The organism is Hyphomonas sediminis, assembly GCF_019679475.1.
Classification (GTDB): domain Bacteria; phylum Pseudomonadota; class Alphaproteobacteria; order Caulobacterales; family Hyphomonadaceae; genus Hyphomonas; species Hyphomonas sediminis.
In genome coordinates this window covers 1674780-1694854 of the sequence record NZ_JAIEZP010000001.1, presented here as the reverse complement: position 1 = coordinate 1694854, position 20075 = coordinate 1674780, and the positions used below count along the sequence as shown (strand labels likewise).

At 61.4% G+C, this 20075-nt stretch carries 22 protein-coding genes; 7 read left to right on the top strand and 15 right to left on the bottom strand.

Annotation, left to right across the window (positions count from 1 at the left end):
• Position 1 precedes the first annotated feature (1 nt).
• Positions 2–1372, bottom strand: a complete 1371-nt coding sequence (locus K1X12_RS08535) for an MmgE/PrpD family protein (RefSeq protein WP_220987184.1) — start codon at positions 1370–1372, stop codon at positions 2–4.
• Positions 1369–2676: an MmgE/PrpD family protein gene (locus K1X12_RS08530; protein WP_220987183.1), complete on the bottom strand. Its 1308-nt coding sequence runs from the start codon at positions 2674–2676 to the stop codon at positions 1369–1371. The genes K1X12_RS08535 and K1X12_RS08530 overlap by 4 nt, the downstream gene beginning before the upstream one ends.
• A 255-nt stretch (positions 2677–2931) precedes the next feature.
• Here K1X12_RS08530 and K1X12_RS08525 point away from each other — a divergent pair, with 255 nt between their 5' ends.
• Positions 2932–3645 carry a GntR family transcriptional regulator gene (locus K1X12_RS08525; protein WP_220987182.1) on the top strand — a complete coding sequence of 238 codons (714 nt, stop codon included), beginning with the start codon at positions 2932–2934 and terminating at the stop codon, positions 3643–3645.
• 4 nt (positions 3646–3649) lie between these two features.
• Here the strand turns inward: K1X12_RS08525 and K1X12_RS08520 are convergent, their stop codons facing one another.
• From K1X12_RS08520 to K1X12_RS08475, 10 genes are all read right to left on the bottom strand, one after another.
• Positions 3650–4084 carry a hypothetical protein gene (locus tag K1X12_RS08520; protein WP_220987181.1) on the bottom strand — a complete coding sequence of 145 codons (435 nt, stop codon included), beginning with the start codon at positions 4082–4084 and terminating at the stop codon, positions 3650–3652.
• On the bottom strand, positions 4084–5253 hold the full coding sequence (locus K1X12_RS08515; RefSeq protein WP_220987180.1) for a CaiB/BaiF CoA transferase family protein: 1170 nt from the start codon (positions 5251–5253) through the stop codon (positions 4084–4086). Before K1X12_RS08515 ends, K1X12_RS08520 begins: the two co-directional genes overlap by 1 nt.
• Positions 5250–6401, bottom strand: a complete 1152-nt coding sequence (locus K1X12_RS08510; RefSeq protein ID WP_220987179.1) for a CaiB/BaiF CoA transferase family protein — start codon at positions 6399–6401, stop codon at positions 5250–5252. Before K1X12_RS08510 ends, K1X12_RS08515 begins: the two co-directional genes overlap by 4 nt.
• Positions 6402–6443: 42 nt before the next feature.
• Complete coding sequence (locus tag K1X12_RS08505; RefSeq protein ID WP_220987178.1) at positions 6444–7634, bottom strand: acyl-CoA dehydrogenase family protein; 1191 nt, start codon at positions 7632–7634, stop codon at positions 6444–6446.
• A gap of 31 nt (positions 7635–7665) precedes the next feature.
• Positions 7666–8187 (bottom strand): MaoC family dehydratase, encoded by a 522-nt coding sequence (locus tag K1X12_RS08500; RefSeq protein WP_220987177.1) that lies wholly within the window; start codon positions 8185–8187, stop codon positions 7666–7668.
• A gap of 17 nt (positions 8188–8204) precedes the next feature.
• Positions 8205–9029 carry an HpcH/HpaI aldolase/citrate lyase family protein gene (locus K1X12_RS08495; protein ID WP_220987176.1) on the bottom strand — a complete coding sequence of 275 codons (825 nt, stop codon included), beginning with the start codon at positions 9027–9029 and terminating at the stop codon, positions 8205–8207.
• Positions 9030–9119: 90 nt separating this feature from the next.
• Positions 9120–9755: a VOC family protein gene (locus K1X12_RS08490; RefSeq protein ID WP_220987175.1), complete on the bottom strand. Its 636-nt coding sequence runs from the start codon at positions 9753–9755 to the stop codon at positions 9120–9122.
• 28 nt (positions 9756–9783) lie between these two features.
• Positions 9784–10692, bottom strand: coding sequence for a polysaccharide deacetylase family protein (locus K1X12_RS08485; protein WP_220987174.1), 909 nt, complete (start codon positions 10690–10692; stop codon positions 9784–9786).
• The gene (locus tag K1X12_RS08480) at positions 10689–11525 is read right to left on the bottom strand and encodes an SDR family NAD(P)-dependent oxidoreductase (RefSeq protein ID WP_220987173.1); all 837 of its coding nucleotides are present in this window, start codon (positions 11523–11525) and stop codon (positions 10689–10691) included. Before K1X12_RS08480 ends, K1X12_RS08485 begins: the two co-directional genes overlap by 4 nt.
• Positions 11526–11535: 10 nt before the next feature.
• Positions 11536–11850: a RedY/HapK family protein gene (locus tag K1X12_RS08475; RefSeq protein ID WP_220987172.1), complete on the bottom strand. Its 315-nt coding sequence runs from the start codon at positions 11848–11850 to the stop codon at positions 11536–11538.
• A 96-nt stretch (positions 11851–11946) separates the two neighbouring features.
• On the opposite strand from K1X12_RS08475, the gene K1X12_RS08470 reads away from it, so the two are divergent.
• The 3 genes from K1X12_RS08470 to K1X12_RS08460 all read left to right on the top strand — a co-directional run bounded on the left by K1X12_RS08470 (position 11947) and on the right by K1X12_RS08460 (position 14428).
• Positions 11947–13182, top strand: coding sequence for a class I SAM-dependent methyltransferase (locus K1X12_RS08470; RefSeq protein WP_220987171.1), 1236 nt, complete (start codon positions 11947–11949; stop codon positions 13180–13182).
• A gap of 3 nt (positions 13183–13185) precedes the next feature.
• Positions 13186–13551 (top strand): hypothetical protein, encoded by a 366-nt coding sequence (locus K1X12_RS08465; RefSeq protein ID WP_220987170.1) that lies wholly within the window; start codon positions 13186–13188, stop codon positions 13549–13551.
• Positions 13552–13735: 184 nt separating this feature from the next.
• Positions 13736–14428: a hypothetical protein gene (locus tag K1X12_RS08460; protein WP_220987169.1), complete on the top strand. Its 693-nt coding sequence runs from the start codon at positions 13736–13738 to the stop codon at positions 14426–14428.
• 67 nt (positions 14429–14495) lie between these two features.
• Here the strand turns inward: K1X12_RS08460 and K1X12_RS08455 are convergent, their stop codons facing one another.
• Positions 14496–15341 carry a hypothetical protein gene (locus K1X12_RS08455; protein WP_220987168.1) on the bottom strand — a complete coding sequence of 282 codons (846 nt, stop codon included), beginning with the start codon at positions 15339–15341 and terminating at the stop codon, positions 14496–14498.
• A complete protein-coding gene (locus tag K1X12_RS08450; protein ID WP_220987167.1) occupies positions 15338–15634 on the bottom strand; it encodes a DUF1330 domain-containing protein in 297 nt (98 codons plus the stop codon). The genes K1X12_RS08455 and K1X12_RS08450 overlap by 4 nt, the downstream gene beginning before the upstream one ends.
• A 93-nt stretch (positions 15635–15727) precedes the next feature.
• Here K1X12_RS08450 and K1X12_RS08445 point away from each other — a divergent pair, with 93 nt between their 5' ends.
• From K1X12_RS08445 to K1X12_RS08435, 3 genes are read left to right on the top strand one after another with little or no spacing between them, the layout of a single operon-like run.
• Entirely contained in the window at positions 15728–16612 is an 885-nt protein-coding gene (locus K1X12_RS08445) for a hypothetical protein (protein WP_220987166.1), read from the top strand.
• The gene (locus K1X12_RS08440) at positions 16609–17622 is read left to right on the top strand and encodes an MDR family NADP-dependent oxidoreductase (RefSeq protein ID WP_220987165.1); all 1014 of its coding nucleotides are present in this window, start codon (positions 16609–16611) and stop codon (positions 17620–17622) included. Before K1X12_RS08445 ends, K1X12_RS08440 begins: the two co-directional genes overlap by 4 nt.
• Positions 17622–18425 carry an alpha/beta fold hydrolase gene (locus K1X12_RS08435; RefSeq protein WP_220987164.1) on the top strand — a complete coding sequence of 268 codons (804 nt, stop codon included), beginning with the start codon at positions 17622–17624 and terminating at the stop codon, positions 18423–18425. Before K1X12_RS08440 ends, K1X12_RS08435 begins: the two co-directional genes overlap by 1 nt.
• On the opposite strand, the gene K1X12_RS08430 is transcribed toward K1X12_RS08435, so the two are convergent.
• Entirely contained in the window at positions 18414–19976 is a 1563-nt protein-coding gene (locus K1X12_RS08430; protein WP_220987163.1) for an MFS transporter, read from the bottom strand. The two genes, K1X12_RS08435 and K1X12_RS08430, sit on opposite strands and share 12 nt — an antisense overlap.
• Between the last annotated feature and the right edge of the window lie 99 nt (positions 19977–20075).

The window sequence follows — 20075 nt, the reverse complement described above, 5'->3', positions numbered from 1 at the left end:
ATTACTCCATTATACCAGATGCAAGACGCGACAGGCGCCCGGCATCGACAAGATTTTCAAGGTTGCTCACAGCGGTAATCATCGCCGCCTCAATGTCTTCGCGCGCTCTGCCAAAGCCGAAGGCACAGCATTCGCGGAACTTTGCTTCATTCTGCTCCGGGCTCAGCGGGTCCGCTGGCGCCCCGAACAGGGAGTTGATGGTGAACTCACGCGTCTCGCCGCTCGTCAGCGTCAGTGTCAGTACCTGCGGCGTGAAGGCTGCCGGGTTCGTCTGCCCATCATCCACCACTTCAATTTTACGGCCCAGCGCGGCCACGTCCTCGCGCGCCAGCGCCTCGGCGGAAAAGTCCTTCAGGCCCACATGCCCGTCAATCAGCGTCAGCGCGCCGGAATATTGATAGCAGAGCCGCGCATAGCTCGCCGTCATGCCCGCCTGCGCCGGGCGCCCCACCAGCCGCTTGATCAGCGGCGGCGCTGTCAGCCGTGCAGAAGCGATATCGCCGGGCGCAATGCCTGCCGCCTTTGCCTGCTTGGCCAGCACGATGCCGCCCTGCGCGGCGCGGCCCGTCGGGAAAGGCTTGTGGCTCACTTCCGCAATGCGGAACACCTTGCCGAGCGAGGTAACCACCGGCGTCACGTCAAACGCATCTTCAAACAGGGTGAGGTATCCGAACGGTCCCTCAATACTGTCTTCTGCCGCTTCCATGCCCGCGGCGGCCAGGTCGCATGCCATCACCGCGCTGCGCGCGGCGTTCGCAATCTGCACCGGCAGCGCCGGCTTGCCTTCGGTGTGCGCCTGCATCGTGCCCGACGCGAAAGAAAGAGCATATCCCAGCGCGTTGCGCGCCTGCGCCTGCGTAAAGCCGCGCAGCCGGGCGCAGCCCAGCGTCGCGCCAAAAATTCCTGCCGTGGCCGGACGGAAAAATTTCAGCGGCGTTTTTGCCGCCACGCCAAGGCCCGTCGCCACGTCCACGGCGGCGGCCAGCGCCGCGCCGAGTTCCGTCCCGCACACATCGCCTTCCCGGTCCACCGTCGCCATCAGCGCGGCAAGGATGGTCGCCATCGGATGCACCACGGCAGGCTCGTGCACGCAGTCAAATTCCTGGCAGTGGATCTGGAAGCCGTTGACGAATGCCGCATTCGCCGCGCTCGTCCGGTAACTGCCCTGCCCCCACACATGCGCGTCGCCCGCGCCCGCCCAGGCCAGCGCCGCCTGGCGCACATTGGCGGTCAACGGCGATCCGGCGCCCGCAATGCCAACGCCCAGGCTGTCGAGCAGGAATGTCTTCACCGCCTCCTGCGCCGCAGGCGGCATCGCCTCCCAGCGCAGGCTCAGGGCGTGGCTGACAAAGGCCTCCGCCGCGCCGCTCATGCCAGCACCTTGCAGATCAGATCCGGCAGCTCCGGCACGCCAGCCTCAACCGCCGCGATCAGCCCAGCTGCCTCCTTGGGTGTAAGGCCGCCCGCCTCAAACAGGGCATTTGCCTTGCCGAGCAGCACATCGCCCCCAACCGGATTTTCCGGGTCCCCCAAAGCGTCGGGCGCGGAGGCGGTTTCGCCCGCAAACGACACGGAAGCGCCGAAACGTGCCGGGTATTGGCACTCAAATGCCTCAGAAAGACACAGTTTGACACGGTTTCGTATCGCTTTGACATCAGCCGCCTCTATGGCGCCCGGCGTAAAGTCGGCCAGCTCCGGCTTGCCGCGCAGCATCACCACGGCCACCGAATGCTGCAGCGAAAACTTCGCCTCGATCACCGTTTTCGGCTCTGGCTTGTCGCAGAACACCAGTGCGTCGCGATAAGTTTCGACGAGGATATCTCCGTCCGTATCCAGCACATTCACCCGCTCGCGCAGCGCCAGCGCCGCATCGATCGTGGCATGCGCATGGCGGCACGCCGGCCACGGCTTGAAGCTCACCTCATGGATGCGCCAGCCCGCCGATCCTGCAAGCACGCCAGCAGGATCGGCGCCAGGGCACATCGCCGCGAAGAAGCCCTGCTTGCCTTCCAGAATGCTCAGCGGCCCACGAAATCCCGCCGCCGCCAACCTTGCCGCGTCCAGTCCCGCGCGCGCGGCAACACTGCAGTGCAACTGCTTGCCCATGCTCGCCGGTTCATGCCGCGTCTGCCACAGTCCTGCCGACTGGCTCACCGCCAGCGCCAGCGCATGCGCCGTCTCCGGAACATCCAGCTCCATCAGGCTCGCGCAGGCCGCTGCCGCGCCAATCGCCCCGCAGGTGCCGGTATTGTGCCACAGGGCATAATGCCCCGGCCCCACCGCCCGGCCGAGCCGAATCGTCGCTTCGTATCCACGCACAATCGCGTTGAGAATCCGCTCGATCGGGGGGGGCTTATCCACCGCCGCCGCGATCACTGCGGGAATGATGCTCGGCCCCGGATGCAGCAATCCGCGCTTGTCCACATCATCCATTTCCAGAATGTTGCCCAGCCCGCCCCAGGCGAATGCCCGCCCGGCCGCCGTCGGCTCCAGTCCCGCCAGCAGGATGCGCCCGGCCGGCTCCGCCCGCCCCGCAACCGCGCAACCCGCCCAGTCAAGCAGGTGCAGCTTCGCCCGCGCGCGGTCCGCTTCGCTCACTTCCGCAGCAAGCACGCCAGCAAGCGCCTCAATGAGGGTTTGCGAAGACTGCGTAACGGGAATAATTTGTCCGGACATATCACTTGCTTAGCATGATCGTCTGACGGACGAAAACCGCTTTCAGGCCGTCAGAGGAAATTATTTGATATATCTATTGCATTCTTGTCGCCGCTGCACAGTTCACAAGCTGCACATGATCAAAATTTCTGCCCTGAATGACAGCGATTTCAGAATAAATCCGGACAAATCGCTCCTATCCGAAGCAAGCCGGGATTGCCGATACCGCCCGGAATGTTCATTACAGTCCACAGGTTCGGGACTAGGGAGAGGGCCTTGAACAATATCCAGCCGCGTTACCGTCAGATCGCCGATGAGCTGCGCCTGCTCATCGCTTCAGGCCGCCTGAAACCTGGCGACGCGCTGCCGACCGAAATGGAACTATGCGAAGCGAAGGACATTTCCCGACACACTGCACGAGAAGCGCTGCGCATCCTTACTGAAGATGGCCTGATCGCCCGCCGCCGCGGCGCCGGAACGGTTGTCACAACGCCGCCCGCCCCTGCCTTCGCCCAGCCGATCGGCGATTTCGAATCCATCCTGCAATACGCCCGCGATGCCGTCTTCTCCCCCGAGAAAATGCGGCCGGCCACCAGCGCTGAAATGAAACGCATGGGCGTCGACGGAAGCTACATCACCTATACCGGCCTGCGCCGCGCTTCCGGGGAAGCGCCCCTCGCCGTCACCACCATTCTCGTGCTCAATCGCCTGGCGCCGCCGATGGAAGAACTATCACATCTCAATGGCTCGATCTCCGAATGGATCGAAGGCGAGCATGGCGCCGCAGTCGCAAATGTCATTCAACGGATGGAAGCTGTCGCCCTCAGCAAGACGGATGCAACACGCCTGGGCGTGAAGCCCGACTCGCCCGCGCTGCGCACCCTGCGGCGCTACATCGACACCGCCGGCCAGACGATCCTGGTTTCAGAAAGCCTGCACCCCGCAGGACGCTTTGCCTACGAGATGAAGCTTACCCGCCAGCGCAAATAGCGCTTCAGGAAACGCGCGATTCTTCGCAGAGCGTGCGACGGTAAAGCTGGCCATCTTTGAACCAGTGCCATGTGCGGGCGCGGTGTTTTTCGCCCTCGCCCATGATGATCAACTCAACAAAATAGGCGCCCGGCTCATCCTTCCGGATGAGATTCAGCATCAGATGGCCGCCTTCGGTTTCCCAGCTTTTGCCGTGGAATGTCGGCGCGTCGTAATAGAGGTGATCGCCGCGATCGAGTCCCTCGAAAGTGGCTTTGCTGTAAACATCTTCGGGCGTCCACAACTCCGTCGTCTGCCGATAGATGACGCCGTCCGTCATCGGAAACTCGCAGGTAACGCGGGAACGGAACTGCCCCTCCACCTGGCCATCCGCGGCAACGTGCCGATACTTTCCTTCCCAAATTCCTTCGTGTGCCAAATGGGCCGGAAAGCGTGTCATCAGATGGTTCCCCTCTCCAAAAGTTCTGCAATCTCCTGCGCGGGCAGCCCTGCTTCGCGCGCGATGATCTCTGAGTGCTGCCCATAGGCAGGCAGCGCCGGATTAGGCTGCGGCGGTTCGTCAGAGAACCGGATCGGCGGACCGACGTGACGATACCCATTCGCATCGGAGAACACCATTCCACGCTCCGCCGTGAACGGATCTTCAAAGGCCTCCTTGAGGCTCCGTACCGGCGCCCAGCAACAATCGACCGGCGCGAGGAAAGCACACCATTTCGCCAGCGAGCCGGATGCAAATGTCTCGCGGAAAAATTCCTTCAACGGCTCCTGGCCATCGCCAGGAGGAACCTTCGCATATTGCAGCAGATCGGGCCGCCCCAGCGCCGCCAGCAGGTTCTCAGCGAACTTAATCTCCGAACCACCAAGCACGATGTGCCCGTCATCCGATGTCGGATAGATGGAATACATCGCCGATCCGCCAAAGCTGCGCATCTTCTTGGGCTCCGGCGCCCGATCTTCCGCAAAAGTCGGCCCCAGCACATTCGGCGTCCAGGCAATGGCCGCGTCATACATCGACATATCGATATAGTCGCCTTTGCCGGTTTCCGTGCGCCGCAGCAGCGCCATCAGGATACCTGATAGCGCCATGAGAGAAGCGGCGGCATCCGCAAACGGAATCGGCGGCGCCGCAGGCCTGTCATCCGTCAGTCCACGGCCAAGATCGACAATCCCGGCCAAAGCCTGAACGGTCAGGTCATGCGCCGGCTTTGTGGCGTAAGTCCCCTCCTGCCCGAAGGCGGAAATGGAGCAATAAACGATCTTCGGATTGCGTTTCGAAACAGCCTCATAATCCACGCCGAGCCGTTTGACGACGCCGGGCCGGAACGCCTCAACAAACACGTCGGCCTCTTCGGCAAGCTTCAGCAGAAGCTCCACGCCGGCAGGGTCCTTGAGATTCAGCTTCAGGCTACGCTTGCCGCGCGCCACATTCCGGAACCAGACGGTATTGCCGTCCACAGTCTTCTCGCCAATCTCGCGCACCGGTTCGCCAAGCCCATTGGCTGGCTCCACCATGATAACATCGGCGCCATGGTCGGCCATCATCATGGTCATGTGCGGTCCCGGCAGGAAGGCCGAAAGATCGAGGACCTTGTACCCGGAAAGCTTCATGGTTTAACGGCGTCGGCAAACTCGGCATTGTTCTCGCCAAGTTCGGGCGCGCGCGAAGTGACCGGGCGCTGTCCGTTGACCCGGAATGGCGACGCGAGCGTGCGCAGGCCCTCGGGCTTTGAGGGGTGGGCCACAACTTCGATCATCTCGGTCTCGGCCAGATAGGGATTGTCCAGCGCATTCGGAATATCCAGCACAGGCGCAAACGGCACCTGCCCGGCAAAATGCTCGATCCATTCCTGGCTCGTCCGCTGGCTGAGGATATGGTCAACAACCGCCGTCAGCTCCGCCAGGTTTTCATGCCGTGCCGGATTGGTTGCGAAGCGCGGATCGGCCTTCAAATGCGCTGCATCGGCCAGCTCGCAGAACAGATCCCAGAATTTCGGTGTCTGACACATCAACAGGCCCCAGCCATCTTTCGTTTTCACAAGCTGGCTTGGCGCGATGGACGGGTGCGCCCCGCGCGGAAGGCGCTCCGTCGCGTGCCCCCGGTTGAGATACCAGGTGGCCGGATAGGAAAGCTGGTGCAGCGCCGTGTCAAACAGCGTCACATCCACGTCGCAGCCTTCGCCCGAGCGCTGGGCGCCCAGAATGCCAGCCAGGATCGCCGTCGCCAGATGGCTACCGGTATGGAAGTCGATGATCGACAGCCCGCAGCGGATCGGCGGCCCTTCCGGCTCGCCGGTCGCCAGCATGAAACCGGCTTCGGCCTGCATCAGATAGTCATAGCCCGGCCAGCCAGCCCGCGAATTGTCCCGTCCGTAAGCGGACAGGTGGGCGCAGACGATCTTCGGATTGATGGCCTGCAGGCGGGCAAAGTCCAGTCCCAGTTTCGCTGGCTGATCGCCGCGCAGATTGTTGACCACCGCATCGGCGGTCTTCACCAGCGCGTCGAACAGCGCCCGGCCGTCGGCGCTTTTGAGGTCGATGTTGATCGACTTCTTGCCCTTCGAAAAGGTCTGGAAGAAGTCGGAATCCCCCTCGCCCAGCAGGTAAGGCCCAACCGCGCGCGAGACATCGCCGCCCCGCGCGCCATCCTCCACCTTGATGACCTCCGCGCCCAGGTCAGCGAGCAGCTGCGTGCCGTAAGGCCCCGCACCATACTGCTCGACGGAAAGAATGCGGATGCCTTCAAGAAGCCGGGTCATCGTTGGGAGTTACCTTTCAGTTCGGTCCTGCCGCGAGGCGGATCAGGCCGGATTACGCTTTACGAGCTGTTTGGCGATGATCATGCGCTGCATCTCATTCGTGCCCTCGCCGATACACATCAGCGGCGCATCGCGGTAGAGGCGCTCGACGACATATTCCTTCGAATAGCCATAGCCGCCATGAATGCGCATCGCTTCGGTGGCGACCTCAACAGCGGTCTCCGACGCGAAGTATTTCGCCATGCCTGCTTCCATATCGACACGTTCGCCGCGGTCATAAGCGGCAGCCGCATCCTGCACGAGCAGTTCGGACGCGCGCGTCTTTGCGGCCATCTCGCCGAGCTTCAACTGGATCGCCTGATGCTCGCAGATCGGCTTGCCCATCGTCTTGCGGATCTGGGAATACTGAACGCTTTCCCGCAGCGCGCGGCGCGCAATGCCGACCGAGCGGGCAGCCACATTGATCCGGCCGATCTCGAGGCCGCCGGTCGCCATGAAGAAGCCCTGGCCTTCTTCCCCGCCAACGAGGCAGAGGTCTGCGTCGCACTCATAATCTTCGAAAATGAATTCACCGGAATCGATGCCCTTATAGCCGAGCTTTTCCAGCTTGCGGCCATTCTTGATGCCCTTGAGCGGCTCGCGGGTCTCCGGGTTGATCTTCGGTGTAATGAGGATCGACATGCCCTTGTAGCGGGGCGAAGCTTCCGGATCGGTCTTCACCAGCAACGCCACGCAGTGGCCTTCGATGGCGTTCGAGATCCAGGTTTTCGTTCCGTTGACGATGTATTTGTCGCCTTGCCGGCGCGCGGCGGTTCGGATGCCCTGAAGGTCAGTGCCGGCGTCCGGCTCGGTCAGGCCAAGCGCGCCGCGCAGCTCGCCGGAAGCAAACTTCGGCAGCCAGTATTCCTTCTGCTTGTCGGTGCCGAATTTCTGCACGACGATCGACATCATCAGGTGAGAGTTGAAGATGCCCGACAGGCTCATCCACTCTTCCGAAATCATGGTGACGATCTTGGAGTAGGTCGTCGCAGACAGGCCGAGGCCGCCATAATCGGGATGAATCAGCGCGCCGAACAGGCCAAGCTCCGTCATGTCGTTGACGAGGTCAGCGGGCCATTCATTGTCGTGCTCGAGTTTCATTGCGACAGGCGCAACCTTCTTTTCAATCCATTTCTGGATCGAATCGAGAATCTGGCGTTCGTCTTCTTCACTCAGATATGTCGTGTCAGCCATGTTCGTTCTCCTGAACTGATCCGGTGACGGATCAGTAGTTGCCGACCTTGTCTTCAACCGCATTGCCACGGCCGGGGATCAGCATGTTGCGCTTGAAGGTACAGACCTGCGTGCCATCCTGATTGAAGCCGCGCGTCACGATGGTGACAATGCCCTGGCCGGGACGGCTCTGGCTCTCGCGCTTGGCCAGCACTTCGCTTTCACCGTAAATCGTATCGCCTGCGAAAACAGGCGCCGTGAATTTCACTTCGTCCATGCCCAGATTGGCGATGGCTTTCTGGCTCGTGTCCGTCACGCTCATGCCGATCAGCAGGGCAAGCGTGTAAGGGCTCACGACAAGGTTTTTCTTGAACTCGGAGGCTTTCGCGAACTCTGCATCGAAGTGCATCGGGTGCGTGTTCAGCGTCAGCAGCGTGAACAGGTGGTTGTCGTATTCGGTAACGGTCTTGCCGGGGCGGTGTTCGTAGATGTCGCCAACGTTGAAGTCTTCAAAATAGCGCCCAAAGGTTTCACGATAGCGCTTCGGGCCGACTTCTTTCCAGTTCTGAACCATGGAATGTTCCTTCTTCCTTAGACTGATTTTGCTTTGGCGAGCACGCGCTCAGCCGCGAGAATGACGGGGCGGTCCACCAGCTTGCCCTTGTGCAGCACAGCGCCGCCTTCAGCGGCATTGAGCGCGTCGATGATGGCTTGTGCTTCGGCGATGTCGGCATCGCTCGGCGTGAACGCAGCGTTGACGACGGAGACCTGATCGGGGTGGATGCAGGCGCGCCCGGAGAAGCCCATGAGGCGCGCCTTATTGGTGGTTTCAGCTAGCCCCGCCGGATCTTTCACATCCAGGAACGGCACGTCGTAGGCCGGAATGCCGGCTGCGCCGCAGGCCGCCGCCACAAGGCCGCGCGCCGTCAGCATCGCGTCCCAATTGGCAAGGTCTGCGCCCAGGCTGGCGGAAAAATCGGCGCCACCAAACAGCATGCCGCCCGTCGCCTTTGCGGCAACCGCCTGCACGTTGGCCAGAGACCGGCCGCTCTCCATCACCGCCACAAGCGGCACATCCGAGCCGAGCGCTTCGGCAACAATCTCAAGGTCCACCGCCGTCTCGGCCTTCGGCACCATGATGAAATCGAGCTTTGAAAGCACACCGCATGCAGCAAAGGCCGCGATGTCGGCGCAGCCGTGCGCGGTGCGCGGCGAGTTTATGCGCACGGCGAGGCCCTTGCCCGTCCATTCCGCAACGAATGCCAGAACATCGGCGCGGGCCTTGTCCTTGTCACCGGGCAACACCGCATCTTCCAGGTCGATGATGACTGCGTCGGCCCCTGCGGCGACGGCCTTGGCGAACCGGTCCGGCCGGGCGCCGGGAACAAACAGGAAGGAGCGATAAACTGAAGGCATCTCGAAATTCCGCATCAAACTTTGTCCGGACAAATTAAAGCGGCGCAAGCGCGTGTCAATGTCCGGAGCGCGGAAATCCGGATGCCTGCGCTATTCTGAAGCGCGGGGGTCAGAGATCATCTGGTTGAGCTCAATCGTATGACCATCGGGATCCACCAGCATCGACACCATCACAACGATGTCGCCTGCGGGCGAAGGATAGCGCCGCTCCGCTGGCGCGCTGATCACCTTCACTCCCGGCACGGCAGAGGCGGCCACGAATCGCCCCTCAAGATCGGTTGTGTTGAACAGCAGCACCATCTCGCCCGGCGTGAAGTCCGCCTCATCGGGCGCCGCCTGTTCCTTCTCCGTCTGATCAAGGAACTGCCACAGGCCGATCATCCCCATTGCGCCGCTATTGGTCTGGGTCAACACCAGGCGGGAGCGGTTCACGCCATCGGTTTCATGCCGGGTCTTGAGGTCGGGCGAGGTCAGCTCCTGATCATAAACAACATCAAAGCCCAGCGCGTCGCGATAGAGCAGAAGCGATGTATCCAGATCGCGGACGATCAGCGTTGTTCGCCGCAGATTGATGGGATGCACGGGATAGGGGTTTTCCGCCCCCAGCAGCGCCGGTGCGGTCACGGCCGCGGGTGTCGAAACCGGTTCCAGCTCTGCAACAGGCGCGCTCGCGCAAGCGGCAGAAAGGAGCAAAGCCCCCAGTGATGCGGTAATGCTGGCTCTCATATTTTCCCCCTGCCTGCCCGGCTGAACGCTATCGCGCCGTGTCTGAAGAAACCTGGCTGGCGAAATGCGCCGCGATCTGCTCGCGCGTTGCAACCCAGACATCAGGATGCCCCTTCACATGTTCCAGGAAGTCGGCAAACGCCTTGATCCGACCCGGCCGGCCGATGATGCGCAGGTGCAGGCCAAGGCTCATCATCCGCGCCCCTTCCCGCTGGCTTTCTTCATACAGCCAGTCGAAAGACCGGCGCGCATAATCCAGCCACATGTCCGGTGTGAAGCTCGGCGACAGCCAGAACTTCATATCGTTGGAATCAATCGCATAAGGCAACACGACCATCGGCTTTTCCGATCCGTCCGCCATCGGAACCTTTGCCCAATAAGGGAAATCATCCGAATAGTCGTCCATATGATAGGAATAGCCCTGCTCGAGAATCAGGCGGCGCGTAATATCCGTATGCAGATAGCGCGAGAGCCAGCCAGCCGGCTTGCGGCCACAGGTTTTCTCGATGCTTTCGGTGCCTTTGGCGATGAAGGCGCGCTCGGCCTCCTCGTCCATGAAAGCGGTGAAGGCCCACTTATAGCCGTGGTTACATGGCTCATCGCCCCGCTCCATGATGGCTTTTGCCAACCACGGCGCCTTCTCCAGCGCGAGGCCACAGACCGTCCAGGTGGCGTTGATGCCCGCCTTGTCGAGGACCTGGATCACCCGCGGCGCGCCGCGATTGATGCCATACTGATAGTTGGTTTCGTTGCCATGCACGCGGATCGGCTTGCCCGGCACGGCGCCCAGCTCGTCGACCGGCTCAGGGCGTTTGTCGCCTTCGTCGATGCGGCGCTCGGCGCCCTCTTCGACGTTTACGACAACAGACAGGGCGAGTTTCGCCCCGCCCGGCCAGGAAAAACCTTCGGGCGCAGGATCAAGTGGTAGTTTGGTCAATGGGGTTCCTCCCCTCCGGAAACGTTCATGCTTTCAGCGGTTATGTAGGCGGCCTGATCGGTGCAGAGCCACGCAACGGCGTTCGCCGTGTCTTCCGGCAGGCCTGGCCGGCGCATCGGAATGCGGTTGGCCATGTTGGTCATGTAATCCTCAACCGAGGCATGTCCGGTGACCTTCGAGAAATACTCGTTCTGCCACGCACCCAGGCCGGTCGTCACATGGTTCGGGCAGACATTGTTGACGGTGATGCCATGCGGCCCAAGCTCGATGGCAGCAGAGCGGACAAGGCCGACAAGGCCGTGCTTGGAAGAGGTGTAAGCCTGCGCATGAGGAAAGCCGGACTTGGCCGCCTGGCTGGCGATATTGATGATCCGCCCGCCTTTGCCCTGCCCGATCATGGCTTCGGCTGCCGCCTTGAGGCCAAAGAATGCCCCCGTCAGGTTCACATCGATCACCGCGCGCCAGTCTGCTTCGGAAACCTCCAGCAGCGGCTTCATGATGTAGCCGATGCCGGCATTGTTCACCCAGATATCGAGCGATCCGTGCGTGTCGGCGGCATGTTTTGCCAGCGCGCGCACTTCCTCCAGGCTGCGAACATCGCAGACGCAGGTCGAAACACTCACGCCCAGCCTGCGCAGCTCCTGCGCAATCGATTCCATCTCGTCCGTCGTGCCGATATGGCCTTCGCCCGTGGCGGCGTCGCGCGTCTTGCCCACGTCGGAGATGACGATATTGGCGCCCTCAGCCGCCAGCCGGCGGGCAATCGCCTCGCCGAGGCCCTTCCGGCGCCCGGAGCCGGTGATGACGGCTGTTTTGCCTGTAAGCGTTCCCATTGCCCCGCCCTCAGACCAACTTGTCGGTGAGGATGAAGACGAGATCGTCGGCCATGGCCTGGAATTCAGCGGCAATCTTCTGCATCGCCTCGGTGCCGACTTCGCCGCCAAAGCCTTCCATATCGGCGACATCGATGATCTCGATATAAGCGTAAGGCGGCTTTGCATCCGAACCGAGCACGCCGGTCGAGCGGAAAACCTCGAATGCATCAACCGATTTCAGTCCGTTGACGGTTGGGATATCCTTGGTTCTCGCCCAGTTTTCGTAATCTGCGACAGAGATGCCGGGTTTGAGATTGAAAAGTGCGACAATTCGAGTGCCCATGTCCGTAATCTCCACTAGTGGTGCCTTTGTCTAAATGATATATCTTTTGGGTGCAGGTCAATTGTGAACTTGGCCTAGAAGCGCAGGAGGACTGAAATGGCTGACACGAAAGCAGGCAGCAACGCGGACAAGCGCCCCTATGATGGGCCGCCGGATTACCGCGTGGTCGGGCGCCACGGCGTCTTCCCCGAAACCAATCACGATGAAGTGGCTCGCTTCAACTTTTTGGCCCACATGAACCGCCATCTGGCTGCCAATGTGATGCCCGGCATCGGCGAGGCATTTGAAGCCCGCGTGAAGCCTGCCTTCGAGAAGAAAGAGAAGCGCGGTTACAAGGACCGGCACGAAGTTCGCAAATCCCTGGTGCAGGAACCCATGTGGCAATGGTGGTCGGCCATGCGCCGCGCCACGATGGAAAATCGCCAGCAGGCGGGCCGCTGGGTAACCATCCGTCAGGCCGAAGACCTGAATGGCAAGGTCCGCGAACTGACCGAGAATGATAGCCGCCTTGTGCTCAAGCCCGGCTTCAAGCAGCCACGCTCGACAGAAGCCATCGACCATCACTGCATGCCCGGCAGCTATCACACAGAGCTGGTTCCCGGCGACGTGACCGGCGCAGCCAATTACGACATCGGCATCTTCGCCACCACGGGCGGCATGCTCGGGCGGTACAATGATGGCGGCGGCGTCGCCGTGGCTGAATGGGTCAAGGCAAACCTGCCAGACCTCAAGCCCCGGCGCATTCTCGATATCGGCTGCGGCCTTGGCCACAATGTCGTGCCTCTGGCACAGGCATTCCCGGATGCAGAGATCATCGCCGTTGACGCCGGCGCGCCAATGCTGCGCTACGGTCTCGCCCGCGCCAAAACACTCGGCGTAGACAATATCACCTTCATTCAGGGCGATGTGTCCGAGCTTTCCCAGTTCGAGGATGAAAGCTTTGACTGGATTCAATCGACCATGTTCCTGCATGAGACCAGCTACAAATCCATGCCAAAGATCTTTGCAGAGACGAAACGCCTGCTGAAGCCGGGCGGCATCGTGCTGCATGTCGAACAGCCGCAGTATACCGATCAGATGTCCCTGTTTGAGCAGGCGATGCGCGATTGGGATGCGTTCTACAACAACGAGCCCTTCTGGACCAAGATGCACGAGATTGATCTTGATGCATGGATGGAAAAGGCTGGTTTCTCCCGTGCCTCCATCATTCACGGCGGCGTCGCGGCCGTTGTTGATCCGGAAGTGTTCCCGGAAGCGGCCAAAGACACCAAACAGGAAGACTATGGCCGCAAGGCAGCCTGGCACGTCATTGGCGCACGGAAGGTAGCTTGATCCATGACCACGAAACTTGATCCCGTCGCCCTCGCCGGAACCAAAGCCAAAGGCAAGCGCCCATGGTTCCTGAAAGATCCGGATGTCGAACGCGTGATGAACATCACCCTCGCGCTGATGCAGGAAGTGTCTGTCATACGGGAACGGATGGACACCATCGAACGCCTTCTGGAGCGCGACGGGCAGGTGACGAAGGCGTCTATCGAAGCCTTCACCCCCACCAAGCAGGAAGCCGAAGAGCGCGGCGCATGGACTCAGGAATATATCGCCCGTGTCCTCCGCATCATTCAGCAAGATCGCGAAGCGATTGATATTGCCGAAGAGGCGTCCTCCGAAGAGGTCGCGGAAGAATTCGCCACCACCCGCTGAAAACAGCGCATTCGATTACAAAAGCGCCCGCTCGCCGGGCGCTTTTTTATTGGTTTGCATAGAGACGATGCAGATACGCTATCCAGGCCATCAAAATCATATGCCTACGTGTTTTCCACTATGGAATTTCCCGCACACATTTGATTAAAAGATATATCATTTAATCGCTATGCTGGGAGCGACCATGCTAGACTTTCTTGCGGCTTATGAACTTCCGATCCTCCGATGGCTGCATATTGTCGCCATGGTCTACTGGCTCGGCGGTGAATGGGGCGTCTTCCAGACCTCTTACAAGGTCGTGAACCCCAAACTCTCCCTTGAGGAACGCTCCCGCCACATGGATACGGCCTACCGTATCGACATCATGGCGCGCACCGGCATCATCTCCCTGCTGCCACTCGGCCTGCATATGGGCCATCTTTGGGGTGTTCAGCCCTATGGCGGCGGCTGGCTTGTTGCCATGTGGCTGCTCTGGGCCGTCTGGATGGGCATCACCTGGGTCGCCTTCTCAAATCGCGGCAAACCGATGGGTAAACTCTTCTCCGATGTTGAAGACTGGACCCGATATATTGTCATCCCCCTGCTGATCATCGGTGCCGTTTCCTCGCTGCTCGGCCACGGCCCCTTCCTTGCCGGCGAGGGCCAGAAATGGTTCTCGGCAAAGATGCTGACTTATGGCCTGCTCCTGATCCTCGGCTTCGGTCTGCGCCTGGTGATGCATGAATGGCGCGCCCTTTTCCCCATCCTCGCCGCCGGCCCCAATCCGGAAGTCGAGGCAAAGCTCGATCGGTCCATCAAGATCGCCCGCCTCATCGCTTACACTTATTGGGTCGGCATTCTCACCACCGCCTTCTTCGGCGCCGTGAAGCCCTTCTGATATCGCACACAAAAATGGCGCCCTCCCGCAAGGAAGGGCGCCATTGCTTTGACCAGCCTGACAGGGATCAGAAAGTCGGCTGCTCCGGCTTTCCCGAAACAACGAACACGGATGGTTCCATCGGCTCGCCGATCTCGAACTTCGTCCAGATCGCCTCATTCGCCTTTACGCCATCATAAAACAGGCGCACACGCCCCGGCTGCACCCAGCTTGAACCCGGCACAGTAAAGAAGTTCGAATAGCGCCGCTCATGCCAGCCGCGCGGCGTGTTGAAGCCGACATACACAGTCGCAAAGTCCGACTGGCGAATGCCAAAGCGCGTCTTGCTGCCAGAAGGATCAGTCAACTCCACAAGATAAGCCGGCGCGCCGTCGATCAGATCGTCCGGCAGGCGCGTTTGCGTCCAGCCTTCATCGAGCGCGTTGCGGATCGCCCCGAAGCCGAAATTGGAGGCCCACGCCTTGGCGGCCACCTCTTGAGGCATGGCGCCATTCTGGTCATAGGTCGTTTCGCCATCGAAAGCGATCAGCATCGCAAGCGCGTCGCCCGTCCATGCCTCGATCCGAACCTTGCCTTCGGCGGCATGGGCATTGGCCTTGGTGTCGGAAAACTCGCGCCACATGGCGTATTTGTCCCACAACACTTCGCCGCCATCGGCCTTCCGGATAATGTTGTATCCTTCCAGGTAGAGGCTCTTCACGTCCCGCCAGTCGGCGCCGCCTGCCGCTTCATGCGCGGCCGCGATAATATCTCGCGCCGAAAGCTCCGGATTGGCCTGCACAGCCGTTGGCAACAGCGCGCGTCGGGAAACCTCCGGTGGCTGACCATCCAGCACTGGCGACACGTCCCCCACGGCGGACGCACAGGCGGCTAGCGAAGCAACGGCCACTGCCGCCAAAAGGAGCCGCTTCATGCCGTTTCCTCCACGATCATCACATGCGCCTCTGCCAATGGCTGGCGCGCGGCTTTCAGCGCTTCATATTCCGGGCTCTCCCAGAAACGGCGGATCGCCGCCTTGTCGGGCCATTTGGAAATGACAGCGCTCGCGCCGCCAAACAATCCGCCCTCAAGGCTCTCCACGCCCGGCGCGCGCAGGACATATTCGCCGCCATACCTGGCAAGCAGCGCCGCTGTAGGTGCCGCATATTCAGCCACAAAGCGTGCGCGATCCTTCACCTGTGCAAAAACGATCATGTAAGCTGCCATCTGCCATCCTTTCAGCTTGGCCCCACGAAACCAAATGATATATCTTTTAACCGAAAGCCTCCAGAGGCAACGGCAAAAGAAAAGGTCCACGACATGAAATTGCTCAGAGCCGCCACGCTGACCGTCTCCGATCTGGAGCGGTCGGTCGGCAACTATTCGAAGTATTTCGACTATGCCGTCGTGGAACAGGGCGAAGTCCCGGCCGATCTCGCCGCCAGCTGGGATGCGCCTGCCTCTGCCGGCCAGCCCTATGTGGTGATGCAGCCATCCTCAGGCGCCGAAGTGTTCATCCGCTTCATCCAGCAGCCTGCCGTTGAGGCCTACAAGGCCCTGCGCTCCTATGGCTGGAACGCCATCGAGATCTGCGTGCAGGACGTGATGGCCGCCAATGCCCGCATGGAAAACTCGCCTTTCGAGATCATCGGCCCGCCGCGCAAGATCGAAGGTCTGGACTCGATCCACCCCATGCAGGTCAAAGGCCCCGACGAGGAAATCGTCTACCTCACCCAGATCAATGGCGACCTTCCGGCATTCGATCTGCCGCGCGCCGCCTCGCCCATCGACAAGCTCTTCATCCTCGTCATCGGTTGCAGCGACCTCACCGCATCGTTCGACTGGATGGTGAAGCATTGCGGCCTCGCGCCGGGCCGTGAAAATATGGAAATCGTCTACACGATGATCGCCAAGGCTTACGGCCTGCCGATGGAGCAGCTCCACAAGATCTCCACGCTGATCCATGACCGCGACGTGTTCCTGGAGCTCGATCAGTATCCGGACGCCGCCGTCGCCCGCCCCCGCCATGATGGCATGCTCGTCCCCGGCTGCGCCATCGGCACGCTGTTCCACCCAGATTTTGACGCCCTGCCTGGCCCTTGGATCACCCCGCCAACTCGCCGCGAAGGCCCCATCTACAAAGGCCGACGCGTCGCCACCCAGAAAGATCTGGACGGCACGCTGATCGAGATTGTCGAAGCATGAAGCGCTACACCCTGAAAGCGGCGCTCACCGCCGCCCCCACCGCTGAAGATTTCACGGCCATAGATGCGCCGTCTCCGGAATGTCCGGAAGGCGGCGTCGTTGCGCGCGTCATCTATCTCTCGCTGGACCCCTATGTCGGCTCCCGCCTGCGCGGCCGCCATATGGGCGAAACGCCGCCCACGCCAATGCAGGGCGCCATTCCCGGCGCCATAGTTGGCCAGGTCGTTGAAAGCCGCGCAGCAGGCATCGCCGAAGGCGATTATGTCCACGCCATGGAAGGCGGCTGGCAGGAGTACTGCGCGCTGCCCGCCGGCCATTTCCGCAAGGTTGATCCAAAAGCCGCCCCCCTGCGTGCCCATATCGGTGTCCTCGGCATGCCCGGCCTCACAGCCTGGGCCGGCATCACCCAGCTCGCCAAGGCAGGCGACGGCGATGTCGTCCTCGTCGATGCTGCAGCCGGCTCCGTCGGCGGCACAGCGGGCCAGATCGCGCGCATCAAGGGCGCCTCGAAAGTCGTCGGCGTCGCCGGTGGCCCGGAGAAGTGCCGCCTTGTCACCGAAACCTACGGCTTCGATGCCTGCATCGACTACAGGGCCGAAGGCTGGCAGGCCGCCCTGAAGGAAACGCTGCCCGAAGGCGCCAGCGTCTTCTTCGAAAACGTCTCGGCAGACATGGCAATGATCGCCCTGTCGGTCTCGCGCCTTTATGTGCGCGGCGTGCTCTGCGGCCTGGCCGATGCCTATCAGGCCGACACGCCGCAAGCTCACGCGCTGAATGCGGGCGCCATCATCGGCAAGCGCGCCCAGATGCTCGGCCTCGTCGTCTACGACTTCTATCCCCGCTGGGATGAATATGTTGCCGAGGCGAGCGCCTGGATCAGCCAGGGCAAGCTCGCCTTCGCCGAGGATCACGTCACCGGTCTCGACAACGCCCCCGCATTGTTTGGAAAGCTCATGCGCGGCGGCAATGTCGGCAAACCCATCGTCACCGTTTCAGAGGAACAGGCATAATGGCCCGCGTAAAGAAATCATATGTAGACGGAAAATACGGACAGCTTCACTACCGCATCGCGGTTCCGGAAACGCCCTCCGCGCTGCCCCCGCTCTACTGCCTTCACCAGAGCCCGAAATGCGGCATGGAATTCGAAGCCCTGATGGGCGCTATCGGCGATGAACGCATCGTCGTCGCGCCCGATTATCCGGGCTACGGCCAGTCCTGCAAACCGCCGGAAGAACACCTTGCCACGGTCCCCGCCTATGCCGAAGCCTGCTGGCAGGTCGCCGACGCGCTCGGCCATGACAATCTCGCCCTCTTCGGCAACCATACCGGCTCGAAGGTCGCCACCGAGATGGCCGTCATGCGCCCCGGCCATGTCGGCAACATCGCGATGGTGTCAGCTGCCCTGCTCACCGATGAAGAGCGCGCCTTCTTCGCGGACTACTTCACGCCGATCCCGCTGGACGATGCCGGCACCCGCTTCACAACCATGTGGCAACGCATCATCGAACGCCGCGGCCCCGGCACGACGCTGGAAATGCTGGCTCAGTCCATGATGATGAACCTGCTGGGCGGCGAGGAATATGAGTGGGGCCACGCGGCCGCCTTCTCCTTCGCGGAGCCCTTCGAGGAAGCCCTGAAAACCTTGCCGAACCGGATCACGATCCTCAACCCGGCAGATGATCTCACCGACTGCACCCGCCGCGCGATCCCGCTCCTGAAGAATGGCGAAGTGGTTGAATGCCCCCAATGGGGCTACAACTTCATGGACGTCTGGCCCACCGAAGTTGCAGCCCTCCTGAGATCATACCTCTGAGGGCGCGGCGCCCGCCGGTGCAATCGCCGGCGGCGCCTCCACCTCGTGTTCTCGTCCGTACCGGTACTTTCCCAGCAACAGGATCGGCAGCGTCGAAACGAACAGCAGGATCGCCGCGCTCGTCAGCGTCCACTCCCAGTTATAGCCCGGCAGAATGCCCGTATCCGCGCCCAGGAAGTGGATGCCTCGGCCATCGGCAATGTCCGTCATGATCGACGGGCCAAGGCCCGCCCCCACCGCGAAGAACGCATACAGCGTGCCATAGATCGCCGTGTAGGATTTCATCCCGAAATACTTCGAGACGATATAGGCCATGAAGTCATATTCCACGCCCGCGCCAAAACCGATCATCAGGATCGCGATGGTCGCCATCGATGGCGAAAGTCCCGGCTGCCCCAGCAGCCAGAGCGCAATGGCCGGTGAGGCGAGGAAGGCAAATGCCACGGCTGGCGCCCACAGGCGGTCGATCAGATAGCCGCCCACCGCGCGGCCCAGCAGCACCGCCAGCCCCGTCAGCGTGGCCAGCCCAACTGCTTCGTTGATGTCGAAGGACTGGTGCACAAGGATGCGCTCGATATTCGGGATCACCGCGCCGACCGCATACGAGATCGGCATGAAGCAGATCCCCAGCAGCCAGAACCGCCAATCCTTCAGCGCTTCGGAAAGCCCCATACCCGTCAGCAACTGCGCGGCGCCCTCGGCGCGCGCCGGCGGCGTCTTGCGGATGTCGAGGAAGATCATCGCCAGAACGGGCATCAGCATCATCAGTGAGAAGACGATCGCCATGATGTATTCCAGCCGGGCTCCATGCGCACTGATCAACGGCAGCACCTGCATCCAGACGATCGCGATCAGGCCCAGCGTGCCCAGCAGCGAAATCCCGAGGATCGGCAGCTTCATCGAAACAAGGCGCGACTCGCTCGCCGGCTTGTCGTCCAGGTCGCGCAGGCTCAGCAGGCTCAGCGGCAACGAAATCGTCAACGGCAGCAGCGCCAGCAGGATATACGCGCTGCGCCAGCCCGAACCGTTGAAGAAATGCCATTCCGGGTTCGACACGATGTATTGTGCAAAGAATTTCGCCAGCGCGCCGCTCACGCCCGTCGCGATCAACGCGAGGCCCAGCACGATCCCCCGGTTCTTGTCGAACCACGCCGCAACAGGCCGGGTAAATGTGATGGGCAGCGTTCCCGCCCCGGCAAAAGCCAGCAGCAGCCAGAGGAAAATGTAGAGCGGCTTCGATCCGGTATTGAAGGCCAGCGCCATCATCGACAGGCTGAAGGTCACCGTAGAGATCAGCGCCACGATCCGCGCGCCGAAACGCTGCGCCAGAATGCCAACCAGCGGCGCCGCGATGAACACGCCAAATGTATAAATGGCCAGCGCGTTCAGAATGTCTCCCGGCGCCCAGCCCATTGGGCCGAATTCGGCCAGGATCGGCGGGATCATCACGCCGATCGTGTAGAACGGCAGCGGCGAAAGCCCCAGGCCGACACCGATGGCAGCAGCACTGACCACCGGCCAGCCGCGGTTGAACTCACCTGTTTCAGCCATGCTTCAAACTCCTCGAACCACTGCTGCGTTGTCAGTGGACTTTCTGAATACTTCCGGCAATTGGTATATCATTTGAACCATCCGTCGAGGGGAAAACGC

What these genes read in the sequence shown, in the direction of transcription:
- K1X12_RS08535 (WP_220987184.1), bottom strand. Translation starts at nt 1,372, where the DNA reads ATGAGCGGCGCGGCGGAGGCCTTTGTCAGCCACGCCCTGAGCCTGCGC.
- K1X12_RS08530 (WP_220987183.1), bottom strand. Translation starts at nt 2,676, where the DNA reads ATGTCCGGACAAATTATTCCCGTTACGCAGTCTTCGCAAACCCTCATT.
- K1X12_RS08520 (WP_220987181.1), bottom strand. Translation starts at nt 4,084, where the DNA reads ATGACACGCTTTCCGGCCCATTTGGCACACGAAGGAATTTGGGAAGGA.
- K1X12_RS08515 (WP_220987180.1), bottom strand. Translation starts at nt 5,253, where the DNA reads ATGAAGCTTTCCGGGTACAAGGTCCTCGATCTTTCGGCCTTCCTGCCG.
- K1X12_RS08510 (WP_220987179.1), bottom strand. Translation starts at nt 6,401, where the DNA reads ATGACCCGGCTTCTTGAAGGCATCCGCATTCTTTCCGTCGAGCAGTAT.
- K1X12_RS08505 (WP_220987178.1), bottom strand. Translation starts at nt 7,634, where the DNA reads ATGGCTGACACGACATATCTGAGTGAAGAAGACGAACGCCAGATTCTC.
- K1X12_RS08500 (WP_220987177.1), bottom strand. Translation starts at nt 8,187, where the DNA reads ATGGTTCAGAACTGGAAAGAAGTCGGCCCGAAGCGCTATCGTGAAACC.
- K1X12_RS08495 (WP_220987176.1), bottom strand. Translation starts at nt 9,029, where the DNA reads ATGCCTTCAGTTTATCGCTCCTTCCTGTTTGTTCCCGGCGCCCGGCCG.
- K1X12_RS08490 (WP_220987175.1), bottom strand. Translation starts at nt 9,755, where the DNA reads ATGAGAGCCAGCATTACCGCATCACTGGGGGCTTTGCTCCTTTCTGCC.
- K1X12_RS08480 (WP_220987173.1), bottom strand. Translation starts at nt 11,525, where the DNA reads ATGGGAACGCTTACAGGCAAAACAGCCGTCATCACCGGCTCCGGGCGC.
- K1X12_RS08475 (WP_220987172.1), bottom strand. Translation starts at nt 11,850, where the DNA reads ATGGGCACTCGAATTGTCGCACTTTTCAATCTCAAACCCGGCATCTCT.
- K1X12_RS08470 (WP_220987171.1), top strand. Translation starts at nt 11,947, where the DNA reads ATGGCTGACACGAAAGCAGGCAGCAACGCGGACAAGCGCCCCTATGAT.
- K1X12_RS08465 (WP_220987170.1), top strand. Translation starts at nt 13,186, where the DNA reads ATGACCACGAAACTTGATCCCGTCGCCCTCGCCGGAACCAAAGCCAAA.
- K1X12_RS08460 (WP_220987169.1), top strand. Translation starts at nt 13,736, where the DNA reads ATGCTAGACTTTCTTGCGGCTTATGAACTTCCGATCCTCCGATGGCTG.
- K1X12_RS08455 (WP_220987168.1), bottom strand. Translation starts at nt 15,341, where the DNA reads ATGAAGCGGCTCCTTTTGGCGGCAGTGGCCGTTGCTTCGCTAGCCGCC.
- K1X12_RS08450 (WP_220987167.1), bottom strand. Translation starts at nt 15,634, where the DNA reads ATGGCAGCTTACATGATCGTTTTTGCACAGGTGAAGGATCGCGCACGC.
- K1X12_RS08445 (WP_220987166.1), top strand. Translation starts at nt 15,728, where the DNA reads ATGAAATTGCTCAGAGCCGCCACGCTGACCGTCTCCGATCTGGAGCGG.
- K1X12_RS08440 (WP_220987165.1), top strand. Translation starts at nt 16,609, where the DNA reads ATGAAGCGCTACACCCTGAAAGCGGCGCTCACCGCCGCCCCCACCGCT.
- K1X12_RS08435 (WP_220987164.1), top strand. Translation starts at nt 17,622, where the DNA reads ATGGCCCGCGTAAAGAAATCATATGTAGACGGAAAATACGGACAGCTT.
- K1X12_RS08430 (WP_220987163.1), bottom strand. Translation starts at nt 19,976, where the DNA reads ATGGCTGAAACAGGTGAGTTCAACCGCGGCTGGCCGGTGGTCAGTGCT.